We start from the raw sequence: 16,803 nt of genomic DNA on the forward strand, positions 1-16,803 counted from the left end.
AAAGTGATTTTTTTAAAAACATAGTTGAGACGATTGATTTTACCAGAGATAAGTGGCTACCGCGCCCTTATCGAGCGTTGCAGCGTATGTTTTGCCGTTCTGACTGATGTTAAATGCAGCAGCATCTTTGCCTGTATTGGCCACAACAAGTACATATTTACCATCGGGCGTTTTAAAGGCAACATTGGCCAAACCGTTTAATTCGTTAGACGCAATGCGTACCGAGCCAGGCCTCACAAATTTCGAAGCATGGGCAATAGAAAAATAGGCCAGGTTCCGGCTATAGTTGTCACCATTAATGGTAACCGCGCCCTGGCACATCGAACAACCTCCTCTATCGGTATAAGGCTTGTTTTGCGGATCGGCAGCAAGGTTCCACTCCAGCACGTTTTTGCTCCAGTTGCGGGTAGCGCCAATAATTAAGCGTTTTACCGGGTTAACGATATTAATGGTTGCCGCATCAGGCTGTTCTACCACCATTTGCTCAGAGAAGTAGATATTTTTATCGGGATGGGCGTTGTGCACATCGGTTAGCGCTTCGATTTTACCACCATACAAGTGAAAGGCAGAGCCAGCTATGTATTTCTTTGCTGCCGGATCATCCAAAATACTGATTGGATAATCGGGCCGGTCGGCATTGTGATCGTACACAATAATTTTAGTTTTAATATTGGCTTTTGCGAATGCTGGGCCAAGAAACTGCTTTACAAAAACAGCCTGATCTGGTGCTACCATAAGTAAGCTGGGGTTATTACCCGGATGTAAAGGCTCGTTTTGCACAGTAATGGCATCGATAGGAATACCTGCCTTTTGCATTTCCTGTACATAACGTACAAAATATTTGGCATAAGTACCATAATATTCAGGTTTTAGCATACCGCCGCGGGCATCGTATGTTGTTTTCATCCATAAGGGAGGAGACCATGGCGAACCCATAATTTTTATTTTAGGGTTAATGGACAGGATTTCCTTCATTACCGGAATAACATCTGCCTTATCTGGTCCCAAATCAAATTTAGCCTGCTCCAGATCGGTTCGCCCTCGGGAAGGTCGTTGTAAGAAAATACTTTTTCGTTTAAATCGGATGCGCCAATACTTAACCTTATGTAACTTACCCCAATGTTGGTACCATTGGTTGCAAACAGTTCTTTAAGCAAAGCTGCCCTTGCCGGTGCCGACATTTTAACGATATGCTGGGCGCTTCCGCCGGTTAAGGCATAGCCAAAACCATCAATACTTTGAAAAGTTTCTTTATCGTTTACAAAAATGGTGGGCTGCTTATTTTTAGCAGTGACCGGGTTTAAGCCTGTAGCTTGCCGGGTAAATAAGGCTGTACGGTCGGCTTTCGTTAACCACACCTCTGGCTGGCTTTGTGCCATAACAGCTGCCGAAAAAGTAAAAGCACAACCCATTATGAGCCCAAAGGACTTGGTGAATAGCATATAAAAAAGATGAGCTGATAAAAAACAGGAAGAAAGACTTTGCTTTCTCCCTGTAACAATTAAACATTAAGGATATATAGACGGGAATTTATTTAGAGCCGCCCCACTCTTTACTCTGTAAAATTTTAGAATTGGCCAATTCTCTTTCCGGAACGGGTAATATTTCATTTTTACCTGCAACAAAACCTTTTGAAGAGAGTTTTGAAGCGGCAAGACCCCAACGTACCAGATCAAACCAGCGTTGGCCTTCTGCAGCAAGCTCAATCCTTCTTTCCTTCATAATGTTATCTATGGTAACCGCAACCGGATTTAAGCCAACCCTCGCCCTAACAGCATTAAACATGATGTAGGCTTTAGTACCGGCACCAACTGCTGTGCCACTTTTTAACAAGGCTTCGGCTTCCATCATATAGGTATCGGCCAAACGGATTTCGTACATGTTTTGGCCAAAGTTTAATTCCAGCTGACCTACAGCTGCTTTGGTTGAGGTACGGCCTGCAAATTTTTCGACAAAGTAACCAGTATTGGCGTTGGCATGTTTATAGCTTACAATACCCGCTTTTTCTAAACTGTCTAAATTGGCAACAGTAGGTTTATTTCGTGGATCGAAATGAATTAAATCGAAAAATTCTTGTGTAAACGGCATTACGCTCCAGCCCGAAACATAATCGGGAGCCTGTGCAGCAATTTTTGGCACATAGTTACGCGGGCCAACCAAAATGCCCATAACGTTACCTTCGCCGCTACCCACATTGCCCCAACCCATGTTTGAGGTGGTATTGTAGGCAAGCTCGAGTATAGATTCGGAGTTGAACTTATTGGTTACTTTCCACAAATCGGCAAAGTTAGGCAGCAATTTATAACCATAGGTACTTGCACCGGGTGCTGCCCCATTTACCAAAGCAAATTCTGATGCCGCCTGTACCCATTTCTCCTGCCATAAATAAACCTTACCCAAAACAGCATGTACTGCACCTTGCCCTAAACGCCCGGCTTCTGCTGTGGGTATGGTAGCAGGCAAAGCTCCTAATGAAGCATTTAAATCTGCTTCAATCTGTTTGTAAACATCGGCAGGTGCTGCTTGTACCACATTGTACATGTTATCCTTATCTACAGGCTCTAATAAAAGCGGCACATTTTTAAAAATACGTACCAAATCGAAGTAGAAGATAGCACGTAGCGCTTTGGCTTCTGCTATATACCTGTTTTTGGTGTTGGCATCCATGCCTATACCTTCTATTTTCTTCAACAACACATTTGCACGGTATATGCCAGTAAAGCCTTTGCCCCATAAATAACTCGGCGCACCCGAAAGTGAATTTACGGTATAGTTATTCATGGCCTGTAAATCGCCCAAATCGGAAGGCGAATCGCCCCCGGCAAAGTGATCGTCAGAGCCCGAAGCAAAAATATTTAGCTTGGTTAAATAACCCGACGACTGATTGCCCAACTGATCGTAAACAGCCACTAAACCATTAAAAGCCTGTTGTTGGTTCACGTAATAACCGCTCTCCAGAATACGATCTCTTGGGTTTACGTCCAATTGTTTTTGGCACGAAACCAATTCCTGACTTGCAACTAAAAGCGCTGCATAAAATAAAATATTCTTTTTCATCTTCTACTTAAATTAAAATGCAACATTTAAACCAACCATAAATGAGCGTGCCTGCGGATAAACACCCCTGTCTACTCCCAACACGGTACCACCGATTTCTGGATCGTAGCCGCTATAGTTGGTAATGGTCCAAAGGTTTTCGCTCATTAAATAAACACGGAGTTTCTGTGCGCCAATTTTTTGTGTAATTTTTGAAGGAAGATTATAACCAATCTGAAGGGTTTTCAATCTGAAGTAATCGCCCTTTTCAAGATATTTTTTAGAGAATTTGGTATTGTTTCCGTTCGGATCGTTTTCTACCACTCTTGGAACTGTAGTAGAAGGATTGTTAGGTGTCCAGCGATCTAAGATCGAATGCTGCCAGTTGGCATAAGTCACATCTAGACGTCTTAAGCCCTGGAAAATCATGTTACCTGCAACACCGTTTCCGAATATAACCATATCAAAACCTTTGTAGGCCAGGTTTACGGTTACACCATAGGTTAATTTAGGTAGCGGACTGCCAATGTAAGTCCTGTCCGATCCCGAAATGGTTTCATTGCCGTCTAAGTTGGCATATTTAATATCGCCTGGTTTTGCTGTTGGCTGAAGTATAGTGCCTGCCGGACCGCGGTAAGCATCAATTTCTGCCTGCGTTTGGAAAATACCCAGCATTTCGTAACCATAAAATTCGTTAAACGATCTGCCTAAACCAGTTCTGGTAAAGTTACCCATGGTTTGAAACGATTGAGCGTTATCTTCGATAAAGCTTTTGCCAGGCAATAATCTGGTTACCTTGTTTTTTAAGGTAGAAAGGTTTGCGTTAACACCCAGGTTAAACTCGCCGATCCTTTTTTTGTAACCAAGCTCAAACTCAAAACCTGTATTCTGCATATCACCCACGTTTTCTGCCGCACCACCTGCTGCACCAACATAAAGTGGTATATCTGGTGTTTGTAAAACGCCCACAGTTTTTTTCTTGTAATACTCAGCCGATAAACTGAAATCGTTAAGCAAGGTTAAATCGAAACCGATATTGGTTTGGCGGGTTTCTTCCCACTTCAAATCAGGGTTTGAAAGTGCAGCAGGACTCCATCCAATGGTGCTGATATCAGTAGTACCGAAAGAGTAGTTACGTCCGCTTTGTACCAGCGCAATGTACCTGAAATCGCCAATTGCATCGTTACCGGTTACCCCGTAACCCCACGGATTTTTAAGAAGTTGATGACTTTATTTTCTTTCCAGAAACCTTCTTTGCTCGGTACCCAACCCAATGAGAATGAAGGGAAATAACCAAATCTGTTGTTGCTACCAAAGCGGGATGAACCGTCACGGCGGATAATACCAGTAAATAAATATTTTTCATCATAATCATAAGTAACCCTGGTAAACAACGAGTTAATGGTATGTGGTGTACCATCGCTACCATCGCTGGTTCTATCGCCGGCAATTGGCTTATAGTTCATATTGCCCTGATAAAAATCGGTTGCAATTACGTTGGCAAAGTTTACGTTAATGCCACGGTTGTTGTTATCCAGATAATAACCCTGACCTAAAATGGCAAATGCATGGTGTTTACCAATGTTTTTGGTATAACTCAGCGTATTTTCCCAGTTATAATTTAACACCGTATTTATTTCCCTGTAAAATGATGCTTTATCGTTTTTATTAGAAGATGTTAAATAAAACAATGGTGTAAAACGGTCTTCGCCGTAGAAAGCTACTTTAGTTCCAAGCGATGACCTGAATTTAAATTCGGATGTTGGCTGGATTTCGGCAAAAACGTTACCTACAATATTATGGTCCCAGGTATAATTGCCCAAACGTGTTTGCATGTAAGCCAGTGGATTACTCATTTCCTGCCCTACAACCGAAGATAAACCGTAAGGAAAACCTGTAGCCGGATCTTTTAAAACATTGGGTAAGGTATAAGGTGAAGCACCAATAATTGCTGCATTGGTTTCAATTGCAGGTGTAATTGGATCTAAGTTAATTGCCGAACTCAATGGCCCGCCAAACTCACTGTTGGTGTTACCTAAACTGCTTGATACTGCATGGCTATAACCCATGTTTTCGCCAAAGGTTAACCATTTTGCTGGTTTAAACGTAGTGTTAATCCTTACGTTGGCCCTGTTCCATTTAGAAATAGGACTGGCCACAATACCATCCTGATCGATATAACCGAAAGAAGTGTAATAATTGGCTTTGTCGTTTCCACCAGAAACACTGAATTCATGTGTTTGTCTTCTGGCATCGTTGTTAAAAATTACAGACTGCCAGTCGGTTCCTTCGCCAAATGCAGCCGGATTTGTATAAGGCGCTGCTTTACCAGCGTTTACTGCCGATTCGTTTCTGATCGTGGCATACTCAGTAGCATTTAACAGATCTAATTTTTTAGCTGGTGCCGAAGTACCATAAAAAGCATTGTAGTTGATGTTTAAACCACCTGTTTTACCTTTTTTAGTAGAAATGATAATAACGCCGTTAGCTGCACGTGCACCATAAATGGCCTGCGAAGCGGCATCTTTTAACACTTCAATGGATTCGATATCCGATTGGTTCAGGTAGCCTATACCGCCGTTATCAACAATTACCCCATCAACAACCCAAAGCGGATCGTTATTACCTGATGATGCAAATGAAGTGTAACCCCTAACCCGAACGGTTGAAGAGGTACCCGGCTGACCGTTACCACTAGCAATGGTTAAACCAGATGTTCTGCCTTGTAATGATTGCTCGATCCGGTTAATTGGCATGGTTTCCAAATCTTTGGCTTTTACACTTGAAATAGATCCCGTTACCACACTTTTCTTTTGCGTACCGTAACCTACTACAACCACCTCAGTTAAGTCTTTCGAATCGGCAGTAAGCGTTACATTAATACGGCCACCTGCTGGAACAGTTACCGTTTGCGCTGCCATACCAATTAAACTGATGGTTAACTTTGCCCCTACCGGAGCCTGAATGGTAAATACACCATTGGCATCGGTCGATGCTGCTTTTGTAGTTCCATCTAACTTAACTGTTACGCCTGGTAATGGTGAACCATTTTGCTCTGTTACCTTTCCTGTAACTGGAATGTCTTGTGCCAATAAGGCGAGCGGAAAAGCCAGGAGACAGTAAATGAAGAATACGAATGTAAATCTTCCTCTCATAGAAATTAGTTTTTAGTTAATGATATTTGGTTAGTTCATGAACACAGTCTTATTGGCTGCTGTTCATAAATCAAATCTAGAGGCGTGAGGAGCAATAGCACAATTTACCACTACTACACCAACCATACACCAACCCTCAAACGGGCTAAAAAACAGAAAAAAAGGGCCTACATAAGCCCTACAACAGAATTGTAAAAAACTGTCTTACAGCTATTTAAATTTTTTAACAAAAAAAGTCAACAATTGTAACAAAAACACCGGTTTAAGGCGTTTTTTGGCGTGCTATTTCGATCAGGAACTCGTATAAATTGGTTTCGGGCTTTAGCTGAAGCTTCTTTCTTAGGCGATAACGGCCTACTTCGATAGCCTTAATGGTTACATTCATCAGCTGCGCCATTTCTTTTGAAGAAAGGTTCATAGATAAATAAGCACAGAACTTCAGATCGTTCTGGCTCAGATCGGGATAAAGGTCTTTAAGCCGCGTAAAGAACTCGGTGTTTACGTGGTTAAAGTGCACGCTCATGTGATCAAGCTCCTGGTCTTTCTTTTCTACATCTTTAATCAGCCTGATCAGGTGCCTGAAACTTGGCGAGCTTTCGTTAAGATCGTGGTTTTTAATTACGGCCGATATTACTTCTTTAATTTTGGCCAGCACCTTGCCACGCTGTACCAGGTGCATGGTCATGGTCGAAAGTTCTTTGTTTTTATAATTTACATCAGCTTCGAGCTTTTCGTTCTGGAGCCTTACAATTTCTTTTTCGTTCCTATCCAGCTCCAGCTGGTGCAAGTAGCTCATTCGTTCCTGTTCCTTAATGTGTTTCTTTTTTTGCCACCTGATAATCAGTCGTAAAGCCATGACAATTAAGATCAGGTAAAAAATCCGCATCCAAATGGTATTGTACCAGGCAGGCAGTACTATAAAAGTATAGCTCACCACTTCCGATTCGTTATTTACCTCTGTACTGGCCTTAATATTAAAGGTATATTTTCCGGCAGGTAAATTGGTATAGTCTTTTTCGCTTTTAGTACCCCATGCCGACCATTCGCTGTCAAAGCCGATAAGCTGGTAACTGAATTTAATATTCTTATCGTGCTCAAAAAGTGTAGAGGCATACTCGAAATGGATCGAATTTAAACTGTAAACGTATTCGGGTATCTCGTGCAGGTCCTGCTTACCCACAATAGTGCCCTTGTTTACAAAATAGCCCCCAAAAACCACACTGTCTTTATTGCCCATTAATTTAACAGTGCCCAGCACTACATTTGGCCGGGTTATATTCTGAATGTATTTTTGGTAGTTGATGTGATAAGCCCCTTTATTAGCCCCAATAAATATGTTTTTGCTATCGGGTGTATATATCGATTCGAAACCACCAACCACTTTGCCATTTAGCTCGGGTAAGTATAAAATACTGAAGGCATTTTTGCCCTGGGGCCTGTGAAAATCGATTACCCCTACCTTTTTGTTGGTAACAAACCAGATATTGCCGTCGTTATCTTCTTTGAGGTATTGAATGGGAATTCCATTTAGTGCCGAACCTAACAACTTAAACCGGATAAACTTTTTACTTGCAGCATTGTATTCAAAAATACCGCTGGTGGTTGCAATTACTACCCTGTTTTTAATGTGGAACACGTAATTATAGAGCTTTGTAGGCAATCCATCCCGATCGGAGAATAACATAGTACGCAGGATGCTTTTATGATCGGACTTTAGTTCTATTTTATACACGCCATGATAAGGGTGCGAAGCCCAGATCTGATCGGGATTATTATTATCGGCAACAATAAAGCGCAGGGTTTCGTTAATTCCAGCAATTTTACCACCACTAACAAAGCGGTTTCCATTATAGGTTATTTCCTGCAACCCAGCGTAGGTACCGGCTATAACTTCTTTGCTCGGATAAACATTATCCATGGTTTGGTACATCCAGGTGCCAATCAGGCTGTAAAGCGGGGTCGCGATATTATCTTTTACCAACAGGGTACCGTCTTCATGTGCCATTAGCAGCTGGTTGTTAATTTCATCCAGCCCCCACACCTGCCCTTTGCTGTTCTTTACTTCCTCAAAATTGGCCGGCGAATAGCTTAAATCGGGCATAGCCGTATTAATTTTTGCCCTGTACAAACCATTAGAGGTACCAATGTATATAGACTGATCATATTTACGAAAAGCGTAACTGGTAATTTGCTTATTGCGGTCGGGGAAAATGCTTTTAACGGCACTGTTTATGGCTACATAGGCAATTCCATCATCGAGGGCCAGCCACATGTTCTTATCCTTATCGAGCAGTATTCCCCTTACATTATTGTTTTGTAAGCCTTCTTTATAATTGTACTTCTGCACTAGGTTGCCCTGCTTGTTCATGATGTACACCCCGCCAGAAGTGGTGGCCACACCATATAAATCGGGACTGATTTGAGTGGTAAAATAAATCCGTTCGTTTAAAAAAACCTGATCTAAACTGGTTTTTAAAGGCTTTAACTGATGGTTAACCACAAGAAAGAATCCCTTTTTTAACATCGAAACCAATAAAGTATCGCCACCATAAGGCAGCACCGCTGTAATACCCGAGCGGTTTAAAGCACTGTCTACACAAAATGGCTTCCACATCTCATGGTCGTAAATCATCAGTCCCGAATCAGAAGATTGCGAAAAAACCTTGCCTCTTGCAGCGCCCATAAATAGCCAGGTGGTATTGGTTTTATAGCTTTTAATTACCCCGTCTTTATAATGCAAAATAGCATGTATCGACCTAAAAAACACTTCATCGCGAACGATAGAAACGCCCCAGATATCGGCCAGTTTCCGCATGTTTTCTGGCAACAGGTTTAGCAGCGAAGTATATTTTAAAACACCTTGTGCATTGGGATAGAAATAACCAAATTCATCCTGACCGCCTACATAAATGCGGTTTTTAGAATCAATGCCCACCGAACGGACCGAAGTAAAGTTGGGTAACCTGAACAGGTTCCAATAGCGGCCGTTAAAAGTAAGTAAGCCCTCGTTGTTACCAAAATAGAGTATCCCGTTTTTATCTTGCTCTACATCCCAGTTCTGAATACCGCCATTGTACTGCTCGTTATTGTAATTTACTACCTGCGGAATGCCCAATAATACCTGGGTTCGGGCACAATAAGCAATTAGCAAGAATAATATAGCTAGTAGAGGTTTCTTCATTTAGGTTAGGGGACGGTTAAAACGCAATAATAAATATATAATTTTAATTCCGGTTAGCCGTGTTTAGATTTCGACCTCAGATTGCCTGCTTGCGCGCATACTATTGGTCGGGATTTTTAATTCCGGCCAGAGACATGTCACCTAAGTCCATTTCCGCTTGCGCGCGTTTCTAACGCGTGAAGAAATAGCTTAACGATTTTATCGTACCAATCATTTTTTACCCCCCTCAGACACCTAAGAACACCCAAGTTTTCTGCTTTAGTCTTTTTGCTTTAAGCTTTCAGTTTAGTCTTTCAACAAGTGTGGCTTAACAGCTTTTTTCCAGATCGCGTAACCGGCGGCATTCATGTGCAGCATATCGCCAACAAACAGTTCGGGACGCAACTGGCCATTTTTGGTGAGCATTAATGGGTATATGTTAACAAATTTGGTATTGGCTTCGCCAGCAAAAAACTTTTGGATTAAAGCGTTTGAGGCTACAGCTTTCTCTTTAAATTTATCGCGACTGGGACTGGGTTTAATCGAAATATATACAATAGGTACTGTTGGCAATTTTGCCCTGATGGCTTTGTATAGGTTAATGGTTCGGTTCAATACCGTATCGGGTGTTACAGCATCGTTAGGCAGGTCGTTTTCGCCTACATAAAGCACGATTTGTTTAGGTTGATACGGAAAAACAACATCGTTTAAATAATAGGTGATGTCGTTAATTACTGCGCCTCCAATTCCGCGGTTTAAGGCATTGTATTTAGCAAAAAGCTGAGTACAATCGTCCCATTTGCGTATGGATGAGCTTCCTACAAAAAGTACGGGGTTTACAGGTGGCTTATACATTTGATCGTACTTTTTAATCACCTGAACATCATCCCAGAAATTGGGTTTGTTTTGGGCAAAGGCTGTTAGGGTTAAAAAAGAGAGGCAAAGCAGAACGAAGGATAATCTTTTCATATTATTTTGTATTAAACCGGGCACAATATAGCATTATACCGGTGGCGGTGGTTAAATCAAACAAATTTATTACGGCTGTTTTATTGGGGTTGCTACGGATACAGGGATTAGACACGGAAAGAACAGAGAAAAGCACAGAGGGTACAAAGTATAATAGATATAAGGGCGCAAAAATCATCCGTGTTACACCGTGCACCTGTGTCTGTTTTAACCGCAAAGTACGCTCCGTGTCACAGCCTCATTAAAACCCGCTGATAAAGCGGCAATATGCGCTAGTTTTTGTGGAGTAGAGTGCTCATTGTAAAGCTCAGTTTCGGCCATTGGCAAAACTTTAATTTCCTTTGCATTACCGCCATCTGGCCCGCCTGTTAAATCGGCTACAATCTGCCCTACCAAAAGCAAATCGGTTTGTTCTGCCTTGTGGTTAAGCGAAAGGTATATTGAGGTAATGATGGCATTGATCTGGTAAATGGTAGATTGGACACCATAAAGTCCGTTAAAATCGATGTGTTTCTGCATGGGCTCCTGCCGGGCCGATTCGATCGCCTCGCTCAATGCCGACAAGCTCAGATTCGCATTTTTACGAGCCATACGCGACTGATTTTCATCGCGTTCGGCCCTGTTTTGAATGGCTACCTGCAAATAATTACGACTGGCCTGCGATGCGTTGACAATTTTAGCCTTCAGCTGAAGGCCATCCCATATCGGAAACAGGTAAGTGGCAAAAATGGCAATTACACAGCCCATCAGCGTAAACATAATGCGATCATGTACAATATGATCGAAATGCCCCTGATAACTACCCAGTGTTAAAATTACTGCAGGGGTAATAAACAGTACGCTAATGGTGTAGTTTAGACGGTTAAAAGCATAAAAGCCGAGTAAAAAGATTACCGAAAAAGATAGCAGCACCACCGGGCTTTTAACCAGATAAACCAAAACCAGGCCAATAGCCACCCCTCCAAGGCTTCCTTTTAAACGTTGCAGGTTGCGTTTCCAGGTAATCGAAAACTTGGGCCTTGCCACAATCACCAGCGTTAAAAACAGCCAGTAACTATATTTGCTGGGTTCGAGCTGCCAGATCAATAAAAAGCCAAAAAGGAAACAGATGGCCAGCCGCAGCGAAAACCTGAATATCGGCGATTTTAAGGTAAGATGTTCTTTAACCGAAAAGCGGTCGCCGGTAATAAACAAGGGGTATGCAATGGTATCGCTCAGTTCCTGTAGGTGTTTTTGGGGCATGCGCTCATTACCTCGTATCATTTCGATAATGCGTACAATATCGTTCATGTTGGCCATTACTTTGAGTACAATGAGTCGCTGGGTTTCGTTTAAACGTTCCAGCTCCTGTAACAGCAGTACCCGGTTTTGGTGGTAGGCCATATTGGTGGCTACCTCGCCTTTGTAAGCTTTGGCCGAGCGCACATGTCGCCCCAGTTGCTCCAGTTCTTTGGCTAAAAGTTCAATTAGTGTGGCAATCAGTTGCAGGCTTTGGCCCCCATCGAGGGTTTTGCGTACCAGGCCATAATCGTAATGCACTGCATTTAACTGCTCGTATAAATCGATCAGCAAACGGGCCCTTTCTAACAGCAACTGCCCTTTTGCATTATTGGGGTTCATGGCATACTTATCGGTAAGCAGCAAATTGCGAATCAGCTCGTGTTTCTGGTTTACCTTAATGTGCAGCTTAATGGCTTCTTTTTGTTGCAAATCGAGCGGTACGTTTACATCGTAATTTTTAGCTTTAATATGCAGAAACTCGGCACTGCTCATTAAGCATTCGAAAATGGCGTGGTGCAACGAGCGGTAAGGCCTGATGAGGATCTGGATTAAACTGATTACATAATACCAAACCCCACCTATTAAAATGCAGGTACTAAAATACAGTGGACGGGCGGGTTGTAAGCCCATGATAAAGGTGCACACAATTAAAGCCATAGTACCAATTAACGCCAGTTTCTGCCCGTAAACAGCAAACATCGAAAAGCTAAAGGCCGCCAGCACCACCACAGTAGCACTGAGATACACCCGATCCAATACCGACGATACTACCAGCGTGGTTAAAAAGAATACCGAAATACTCCACAATGCGGTTTTGAGTTTGTTTAAACGGTTATCGGGTAAATCAGTCAGGCTAATAAGCAAAGCCCCTACCCCAATCCCCTTTGCGGCATCGGGATTACCCAGATAAAAAAACAGGATAATGGGCAACACAACTGTAATGGTGGTGCGCAGTGCATCAGAAAAATATTCGCCCAAAAAGAAATAGGTAATGGTAGAGCCGATACTGTTTTTGCCCATGTATTAATGTAATGAATGCTGATAAAGTTATAAACACTACAAAGGTACAGATTTATAATGCATGCATATTAAATTGTGCCATAAAACCAGATACTGATTCGTTCTTTGGACTTTTGCAAAATTCAGATCTAGTGAAAAGGTTAACTGTTTAAATTGGTTAAGCGGTTAACTGTAAAAGGCAAGCTGTTAAGTCTGCGTTCGCACAGATTATCGCAAACCTTTCTCTGCGTACTCCGTGTCTTTTTCTCTGTGTGCTTTGCGGTTAAAAATGATACAGGCACAACTCAACCCCAAAGCTCCTCTTCTTCATTATTTAGTGAAAGGCGATCTAAGACAAGCATATCATTCCATGGGCAAAATCCGGGCATAGAGCAATTCAAAAAGCTGCTAAATCAAAAAAAATTTTCATATGAATGAGGCTTTGAACGGAATTCTCTTAAATTCCCTTGTTCATAATGGGAGCCATGCCAATTATGATAACTTAGTACAACTTAAGCTTGATCAGATTAATGTTAATCTCTCTCCTAAAGAAACATATGATGAATACCCCCTTTGAACAAGCCAAACTGGCCTTTGATAAACTTTGTGCCTTATATAACCTACCTAAAATACCCGAAGATTTGGCACAGTTTGAAGCTTATTATGAACATAAGGGAATTGATGCACCCACTCAGTATATGAGGAGGCTGCATTGTTAAAATTTCTCGAACCACATGACGACCCCAGAGGGGGTAATATTGCTTGCCGTTTTCCATATAAAAAATGATATTGGTGTTGATTTGAAGGATGTTTTTATACAAGCGTTTGGTAAGTTACCCGCAATACCAAGATTAGGAATAAAAGGCGAAGGACTTGATACCGAGATTATTTTTATAAAAGACAATGAAAACTGGTTTGATTTAGGCTTTAAGGTAATGATGCAGTTAAGTTAAGCATATACTTTAACCGTCAGAAACACGGAAAATATTGCTCAAACTACCATCAATGCTCGAGTTTAGGTGAGACATTAAGTTAAACTAATTCATGCCCGCTCTTCAAAGAGAATTTAAACCATATTGATGTATTAAGCTTACATGTGCTGAAATGCCTTATATGCCCCCCTGACTTCGAACTAAAAAATATACCCATTAAATGGTATTGATGCTGAGTAGGGTGTTTGGGAAATTTGCCTGCAATAAACAAACAATTTAGGGCATGAAAATAAACAAACTCCTGCTAATGGCACCAATGCTTGTGCTATTGGCAACAGCCTCGGGTATAGTGGCGCAGGTAAAGAAACCGGCAGCCAAAGCAGCTGTTCCGGCTAAAACCAAATACGGGGCTTTAGCGATCGACCGGTCAAATGGTTTTTATTATGGCTTTTCATTCGATCAGCCAAACCTTGCCGAAGCCGAAAAAAGAGCTGTTCATGAATGTAACAAACGTGGCGGAGCTTGCAGTATTGTACTTACTTACTCGGGCACGGGTTGTGCAGCTTACCGCACCATAAATGGTAATGTAGGTACAGCATTTGGCTGGGGCATAGCAAAAACCAAAGAAGAAGCTGATGCAATAGCAATTAAAGAGTGCTTAAAAAGAAGCGGCGGCATTCAACCCAATAACTTTGTGTGGAGTTGTAATGCGGCACAAGCTGCTCCGTTAAAAGAAATATACAATGCCTCGCCCGAAATTACTGGTCCGGTAAAAATTGGTAACCAGGTGTGGACAAGCACCAACTTAAATGTGAGCACCTACAGAAATGGCGAGCAGATTTATTATGCGGCCAACCAGAAAGAATGGGAAAAAGTAAGCAGGGAAAAAATTCCGGCTTACTGTTACCTTAATTTCGACAGCAGCAATGATAAGAAATATGGAAAGCTTTACAACTTTTATGCAGTTACCGATCGTCGCGGTTTAGCACCGGCGGGCTGGCATGTACCTACCAGTAATGAATTCGTAACGCTTATTTCGGCCCTGGGCGGCGAAAAGGTAGCAGGTAAAAAAATGCGTGGTACTAAAGGCTGGGACATACAAGATTCGTACAAGTTTGCACATGGCAATGGTGATAACTCATCAGGCCTTAATTTACTAACCAACGGAAGTGCCGGCGGCGATGAATATGGCGGTGGCCAATCTTTCAAATACGGCATATGGTTAAGTTACTGGTGGTCGGCCAGTACCAAATCAATTGGCGACAGCTTTGCCTATTACCTTGATTTTAACAAATACAGCGAACCGCGTGTAACCGATTACAGCAAAACCACTGGCTGTGCTGTAAGGCTGGTAAAAGATTAATTGCCCGTATCGCAATAATGCTCAGATTTCGTAACCATAAAGGGTAGAAATCGCCTAATCAACCGGAAATGTTCAAAGATTTCCGGTTGATTTTGTTTAGGGGGATGACCAAATCAAACACCAGTGATTAATTTACCAGGTAAGGCATTGAAGCAAATAGAAGTTGATATGCGGCTTGCCTTATGCCCTTTATCGTCATGGTTTGTAACGAGGACGACCAGGAACAGCGATTTTATCGCTCGCTAATTCCTAATCATTCTTCCGGTAATGCCACAATTAATTATACCGGGCTTTACCACAAACCATTTCGCAAAAATCACCTAAAATCTGCGGGAGAATTTACGGCCTAAATAGTTAACTTTATACTCCAACGCTCATCCATGACAGACGAACAGGTAACAATACTTATTGAAGAAGAATTTAAGGAAAAAACGTTTGCTGTAACCGAACAGTACCTCGAAATCCATCAGCCTATCTATCTCGACAATAAGCTAAAAATTGAAAGAATTGACCGCGATCGCAGCGACAATATCATTGTAGCTTACTTGCCCATACTAAACGAAAGGTTCTATTTCGCAGTGTACCTGAATGGTAAATCGGGCGAAATCATCAATATCGAAACAGAGCCCTACCATTGCGTATATTTTTTCGTTACTTCAGAAAAACTGACAGCCGCAGAGCTTAAATCAATGACCACCCTGGCAATTTCTACAAGTTGGAATAAAGGCGATTTAAAGCCCAATGGTCGATCAACTTACCAAGTTAGTGCATTGAAAATAATGCCCAACACTGAACCTGATGAATTTGAAGATAAACTGGATAACTTGTTAACCTGTTTAGAAAAAGACAAAGCAGGCATTACAGAACTGGTAAGCAAAGCGAAGGGCTATATTCAGGTTGCCATGGATATCCACAACGGAAACGGATTAATTGGTGGGCCGCATCTCGATAAAAAAAGTATAGCCAGAATGAGTGACTTAGGCCTATCGATAGATTTCGATCTGTATGTTGGTGGCAAGAGTTTCAAATAAAATATTAGCTTCCATATTTTTTACACAGAATAAAATTTAATATGAGTTGGGACATTGTAATATTTAATTCAAAGCAAAAAATAAATGCCATTGAAGAAGTAGACGAAGCATTACTTGTGGACATAGATTTTAATGCAATGCTAGAGCAGCATTTTAATAACATTACCCGAGACAAAAACCACCGGACAATAAAAGGAGAGAACTATATTATAGATTACTTTACTCACGAAGAACCAGTCAGCAATACAATTTTTCATCTCTATGGTGAACCTGCATTATTTGAATTAATAGGTGTCGCTAAAATTTACAATTGGCAAATATTCGATACAAGCCTTGGAGAAATGCTGATCTTGAGCATCCGGAAAAGAATGGATATAATGATTTTCAAAATTATTTAAAGAAAATAGTAGAAAGTGAAGAAAAGGATTCTTAATAACGTAAGAAACAAGGTTTAAAATAAGTTATGAATATCAATCGGGGAGAATCTTTTTTACGACTAAAGGTTATTTGGAAGGATAGTGATATGTTTCAACTAGCGGTTACAGCAACAAATGGAAGATATGGTGGTACAACGGAGGTTTATGATACATCAGCTTCACTTTCGAGCTTTGCAAGATCGCTACTGCATTACCCTACAGATAAAAAAACATTATCACACGAGGCAGGACAAAAAGAATCTTATGCTTACTTTGGTATGAGATTTTATTCGATAGGCAAGACAGGCCTTGTTGGGGTCGAGGTGCATCTGGAAGAATATGTTGCTACTGAGTACCGGGCAGAAGAAAAGGATAAAGTAAAGCTCGAGATTTTAATAGAACCAGCTGCAATTGATAATTTTCAAAAGGGAATTAATCCAACTCGCAATAAGTGAAAACGG

Annotated in this window: 15 protein-coding genes; 7 read left to right on the forward strand and 8 right to left on the reverse strand. The window is 41.5% G+C overall.

The features are described 5' to 3' along the window. Window positions 1-39: 39 nt before the first annotated feature. From G7074_RS27560 to G7074_RS06015, 8 genes are all read right to left on the reverse strand, one after another. A complete protein-coding gene (locus tag G7074_RS27560; protein ID WP_255456784.1) occupies window positions 40-1,008 on the reverse strand; it encodes a glycoside hydrolase family 30 beta sandwich domain-containing protein in 969 nt (322 codons plus the stop codon). Next, window positions 975-1,442, reverse strand: a complete 468-nt coding sequence (locus tag G7074_RS27565; RefSeq protein WP_255456785.1) for a hypothetical protein — start codon at window positions 1,440-1,442, stop codon at window positions 975-977. The genes G7074_RS27560 and G7074_RS27565 overlap by 34 nt, the downstream gene beginning before the upstream one ends. An 88-nt stretch (window positions 1,443-1,530) precedes the next feature. Then, on the reverse strand, window positions 1,531-3,057 hold the full coding sequence (locus G7074_RS05995) for a RagB/SusD family nutrient uptake outer membrane protein (protein ID WP_166207401.1): 1,527 nt from the start codon (window positions 3,055-3,057) through the stop codon (window positions 1,531-1,533). 12 nt (window positions 3,058-3,069) lie between these two features. Continuing rightward, complete coding sequence (locus tag G7074_RS26525; protein WP_205944164.1) at window positions 3,070-4,101, reverse strand: TonB-dependent receptor domain-containing protein; 1,032 nt, start codon at window positions 4,099-4,101, stop codon at window positions 3,070-3,072. A gap of 125 nt (window positions 4,102-4,226) precedes the next feature. Then, the gene (locus G7074_RS26530) at window positions 4,227-6,191 is read right to left on the reverse strand and encodes a SusC/RagA family TonB-linked outer membrane protein (RefSeq protein WP_205944165.1); all 1,965 of its coding nucleotides are present in this window, start codon (window positions 6,189-6,191) and stop codon (window positions 4,227-4,229) included. A 262-nt stretch (window positions 6,192-6,453) separates the two neighbouring features. After that, window positions 6,454-9,372, reverse strand: a complete 2,919-nt coding sequence (locus G7074_RS06005) for a triple tyrosine motif-containing protein (RefSeq protein ID WP_166207404.1) — start codon at window positions 9,370-9,372, stop codon at window positions 6,454-6,456. Between the two features lie 285 nt (window positions 9,373-9,657). Continuing rightward, window positions 9,658-10,320, reverse strand: a complete 663-nt coding sequence (locus tag G7074_RS06010) for a GDSL-type esterase/lipase family protein (RefSeq protein ID WP_124561643.1) — start codon at window positions 10,318-10,320, stop codon at window positions 9,658-9,660. A 207-nt stretch (window positions 10,321-10,527) separates the two neighbouring features. Further along, window positions 10,528-12,621: an FUSC family membrane protein gene (locus G7074_RS06015; protein ID WP_166207407.1), complete on the reverse strand. Its 2,094-nt coding sequence runs from the start codon at window positions 12,619-12,621 to the stop codon at window positions 10,528-10,530. Between the two features lie 409 nt (window positions 12,622-13,030). On the opposite strand from G7074_RS06015, the gene G7074_RS27835 reads away from it, so the two are divergent. From G7074_RS27835 to G7074_RS06050, 7 genes are all read left to right on the forward strand, one after another. Beyond that, on the forward strand, window positions 13,031-13,177 hold the full coding sequence (locus G7074_RS27835) for an AHH domain-containing protein (RefSeq protein ID WP_124561641.1): 147 nt from the start codon (window positions 13,031-13,033) through the stop codon (window positions 13,175-13,177). After that, a complete protein-coding gene (locus G7074_RS06025; RefSeq protein ID WP_158674091.1) occupies window positions 13,158-13,319 on the forward strand; it encodes a hypothetical protein in 162 nt (53 codons plus the stop codon). The genes G7074_RS27835 and G7074_RS06025 overlap by 20 nt, the downstream gene beginning before the upstream one ends. 15 nt (window positions 13,320-13,334) lie before the next feature. Then, window positions 13,335-13,553 carry a hypothetical protein gene (locus G7074_RS06030; protein WP_166207410.1) on the forward strand — a complete coding sequence of 73 codons (219 nt, stop codon included), beginning with the start codon at window positions 13,335-13,337 and terminating at the stop codon, window positions 13,551-13,553. 262 nt (window positions 13,554-13,815) lie between these two features. Then, the gene (locus G7074_RS06035) at window positions 13,816-14,895 is read left to right on the forward strand and encodes an FISUMP domain-containing protein (protein WP_166207413.1); all 1,080 of its coding nucleotides are present in this window, start codon (window positions 13,816-13,818) and stop codon (window positions 14,893-14,895) included. Window positions 14,896-15,275: 380 nt separating this feature from the next. Next, window positions 15,276-15,926 (forward strand): DUF4279 domain-containing protein, encoded by a 651-nt coding sequence (locus tag G7074_RS06040; RefSeq protein WP_124561638.1) that lies wholly within the window; start codon window positions 15,276-15,278, stop codon window positions 15,924-15,926. A 41-nt stretch (window positions 15,927-15,967) separates the two neighbouring features. Continuing rightward, window positions 15,968-16,324, forward strand: a complete 357-nt coding sequence (locus G7074_RS06045; protein ID WP_166207416.1) for a hypothetical protein — start codon at window positions 15,968-15,970, stop codon at window positions 16,322-16,324. Between the two features lie 65 nt (window positions 16,325-16,389). Then, window positions 16,390-16,797: a hypothetical protein gene (locus G7074_RS06050; protein ID WP_205944166.1), complete on the forward strand. Its 408-nt coding sequence runs from the start codon at window positions 16,390-16,392 to the stop codon at window positions 16,795-16,797. Window positions 16,798-16,803 lie beyond the last annotated feature (6 nt).

It is taken from the genome of Pedobacter sp. HDW13, from assembly GCF_011303555.1.
GTDB lineage: Bacteria > Bacteroidota > Bacteroidia > Sphingobacteriales > Sphingobacteriaceae > Pedobacter.

Coding starts and splice junctions, on each gene's coding strand:
- G7074_RS27565 (WP_255456785.1), bottom strand. CDS start 1,442: ATGCTATTCACCAAGTCCTTTGGGCTCATAATGGGTTGTGCTTTTACT.
- G7074_RS05995 (WP_166207401.1), bottom strand. CDS start 3,057: ATGAAAAAGAATATTTTATTTTATGCAGCGCTTTTAGTTGCAAGTCAG.
- G7074_RS26530 (WP_205944165.1), bottom strand. CDS start 6,191: ATGAGAGGAAGATTTACATTCGTATTCTTCATTTACTGTCTCCTGGCT.
- G7074_RS06005 (WP_166207404.1), bottom strand. CDS start 9,372: ATGAAGAAACCTCTACTAGCTATATTATTCTTGCTAATTGCTTATTGT.
- G7074_RS06010 (WP_124561643.1), bottom strand. CDS start 10,320: ATGAAAAGATTATCCTTCGTTCTGCTTTGCCTCTCTTTTTTAACCCTA.
- G7074_RS06015 (WP_166207407.1), bottom strand. CDS start 12,621: ATGGGCAAAAACAGTATCGGCTCTACCATTACCTATTTCTTTTTGGGC.
- G7074_RS27835 (WP_124561641.1), top strand. CDS start 13,031: ATGAATGAGGCTTTGAACGGAATTCTCTTAAATTCCCTTGTTCATAAT.
- G7074_RS06025 (WP_158674091.1), top strand. CDS start 13,158: ATGATGAATACCCCCTTTGAACAAGCCAAACTGGCCTTTGATAAACTT.
- G7074_RS06030 (WP_166207410.1), top strand. CDS start 13,335: ATGACGACCCCAGAGGGGGTAATATTGCTTGCCGTTTTCCATATAAAA.
- G7074_RS06035 (WP_166207413.1), top strand. CDS start 13,816: ATGAAAATAAACAAACTCCTGCTAATGGCACCAATGCTTGTGCTATTG.
- G7074_RS06040 (WP_124561638.1), top strand. CDS start 15,276: ATGACAGACGAACAGGTAACAATACTTATTGAAGAAGAATTTAAGGAA.
- G7074_RS06045 (WP_166207416.1), top strand. CDS start 15,968: ATGAGTTGGGACATTGTAATATTTAATTCAAAGCAAAAAATAAATGCC.
- G7074_RS06050 (WP_205944166.1), top strand. CDS start 16,390: ATGAATATCAATCGGGGAGAATCTTTTTTACGACTAAAGGTTATTTGG.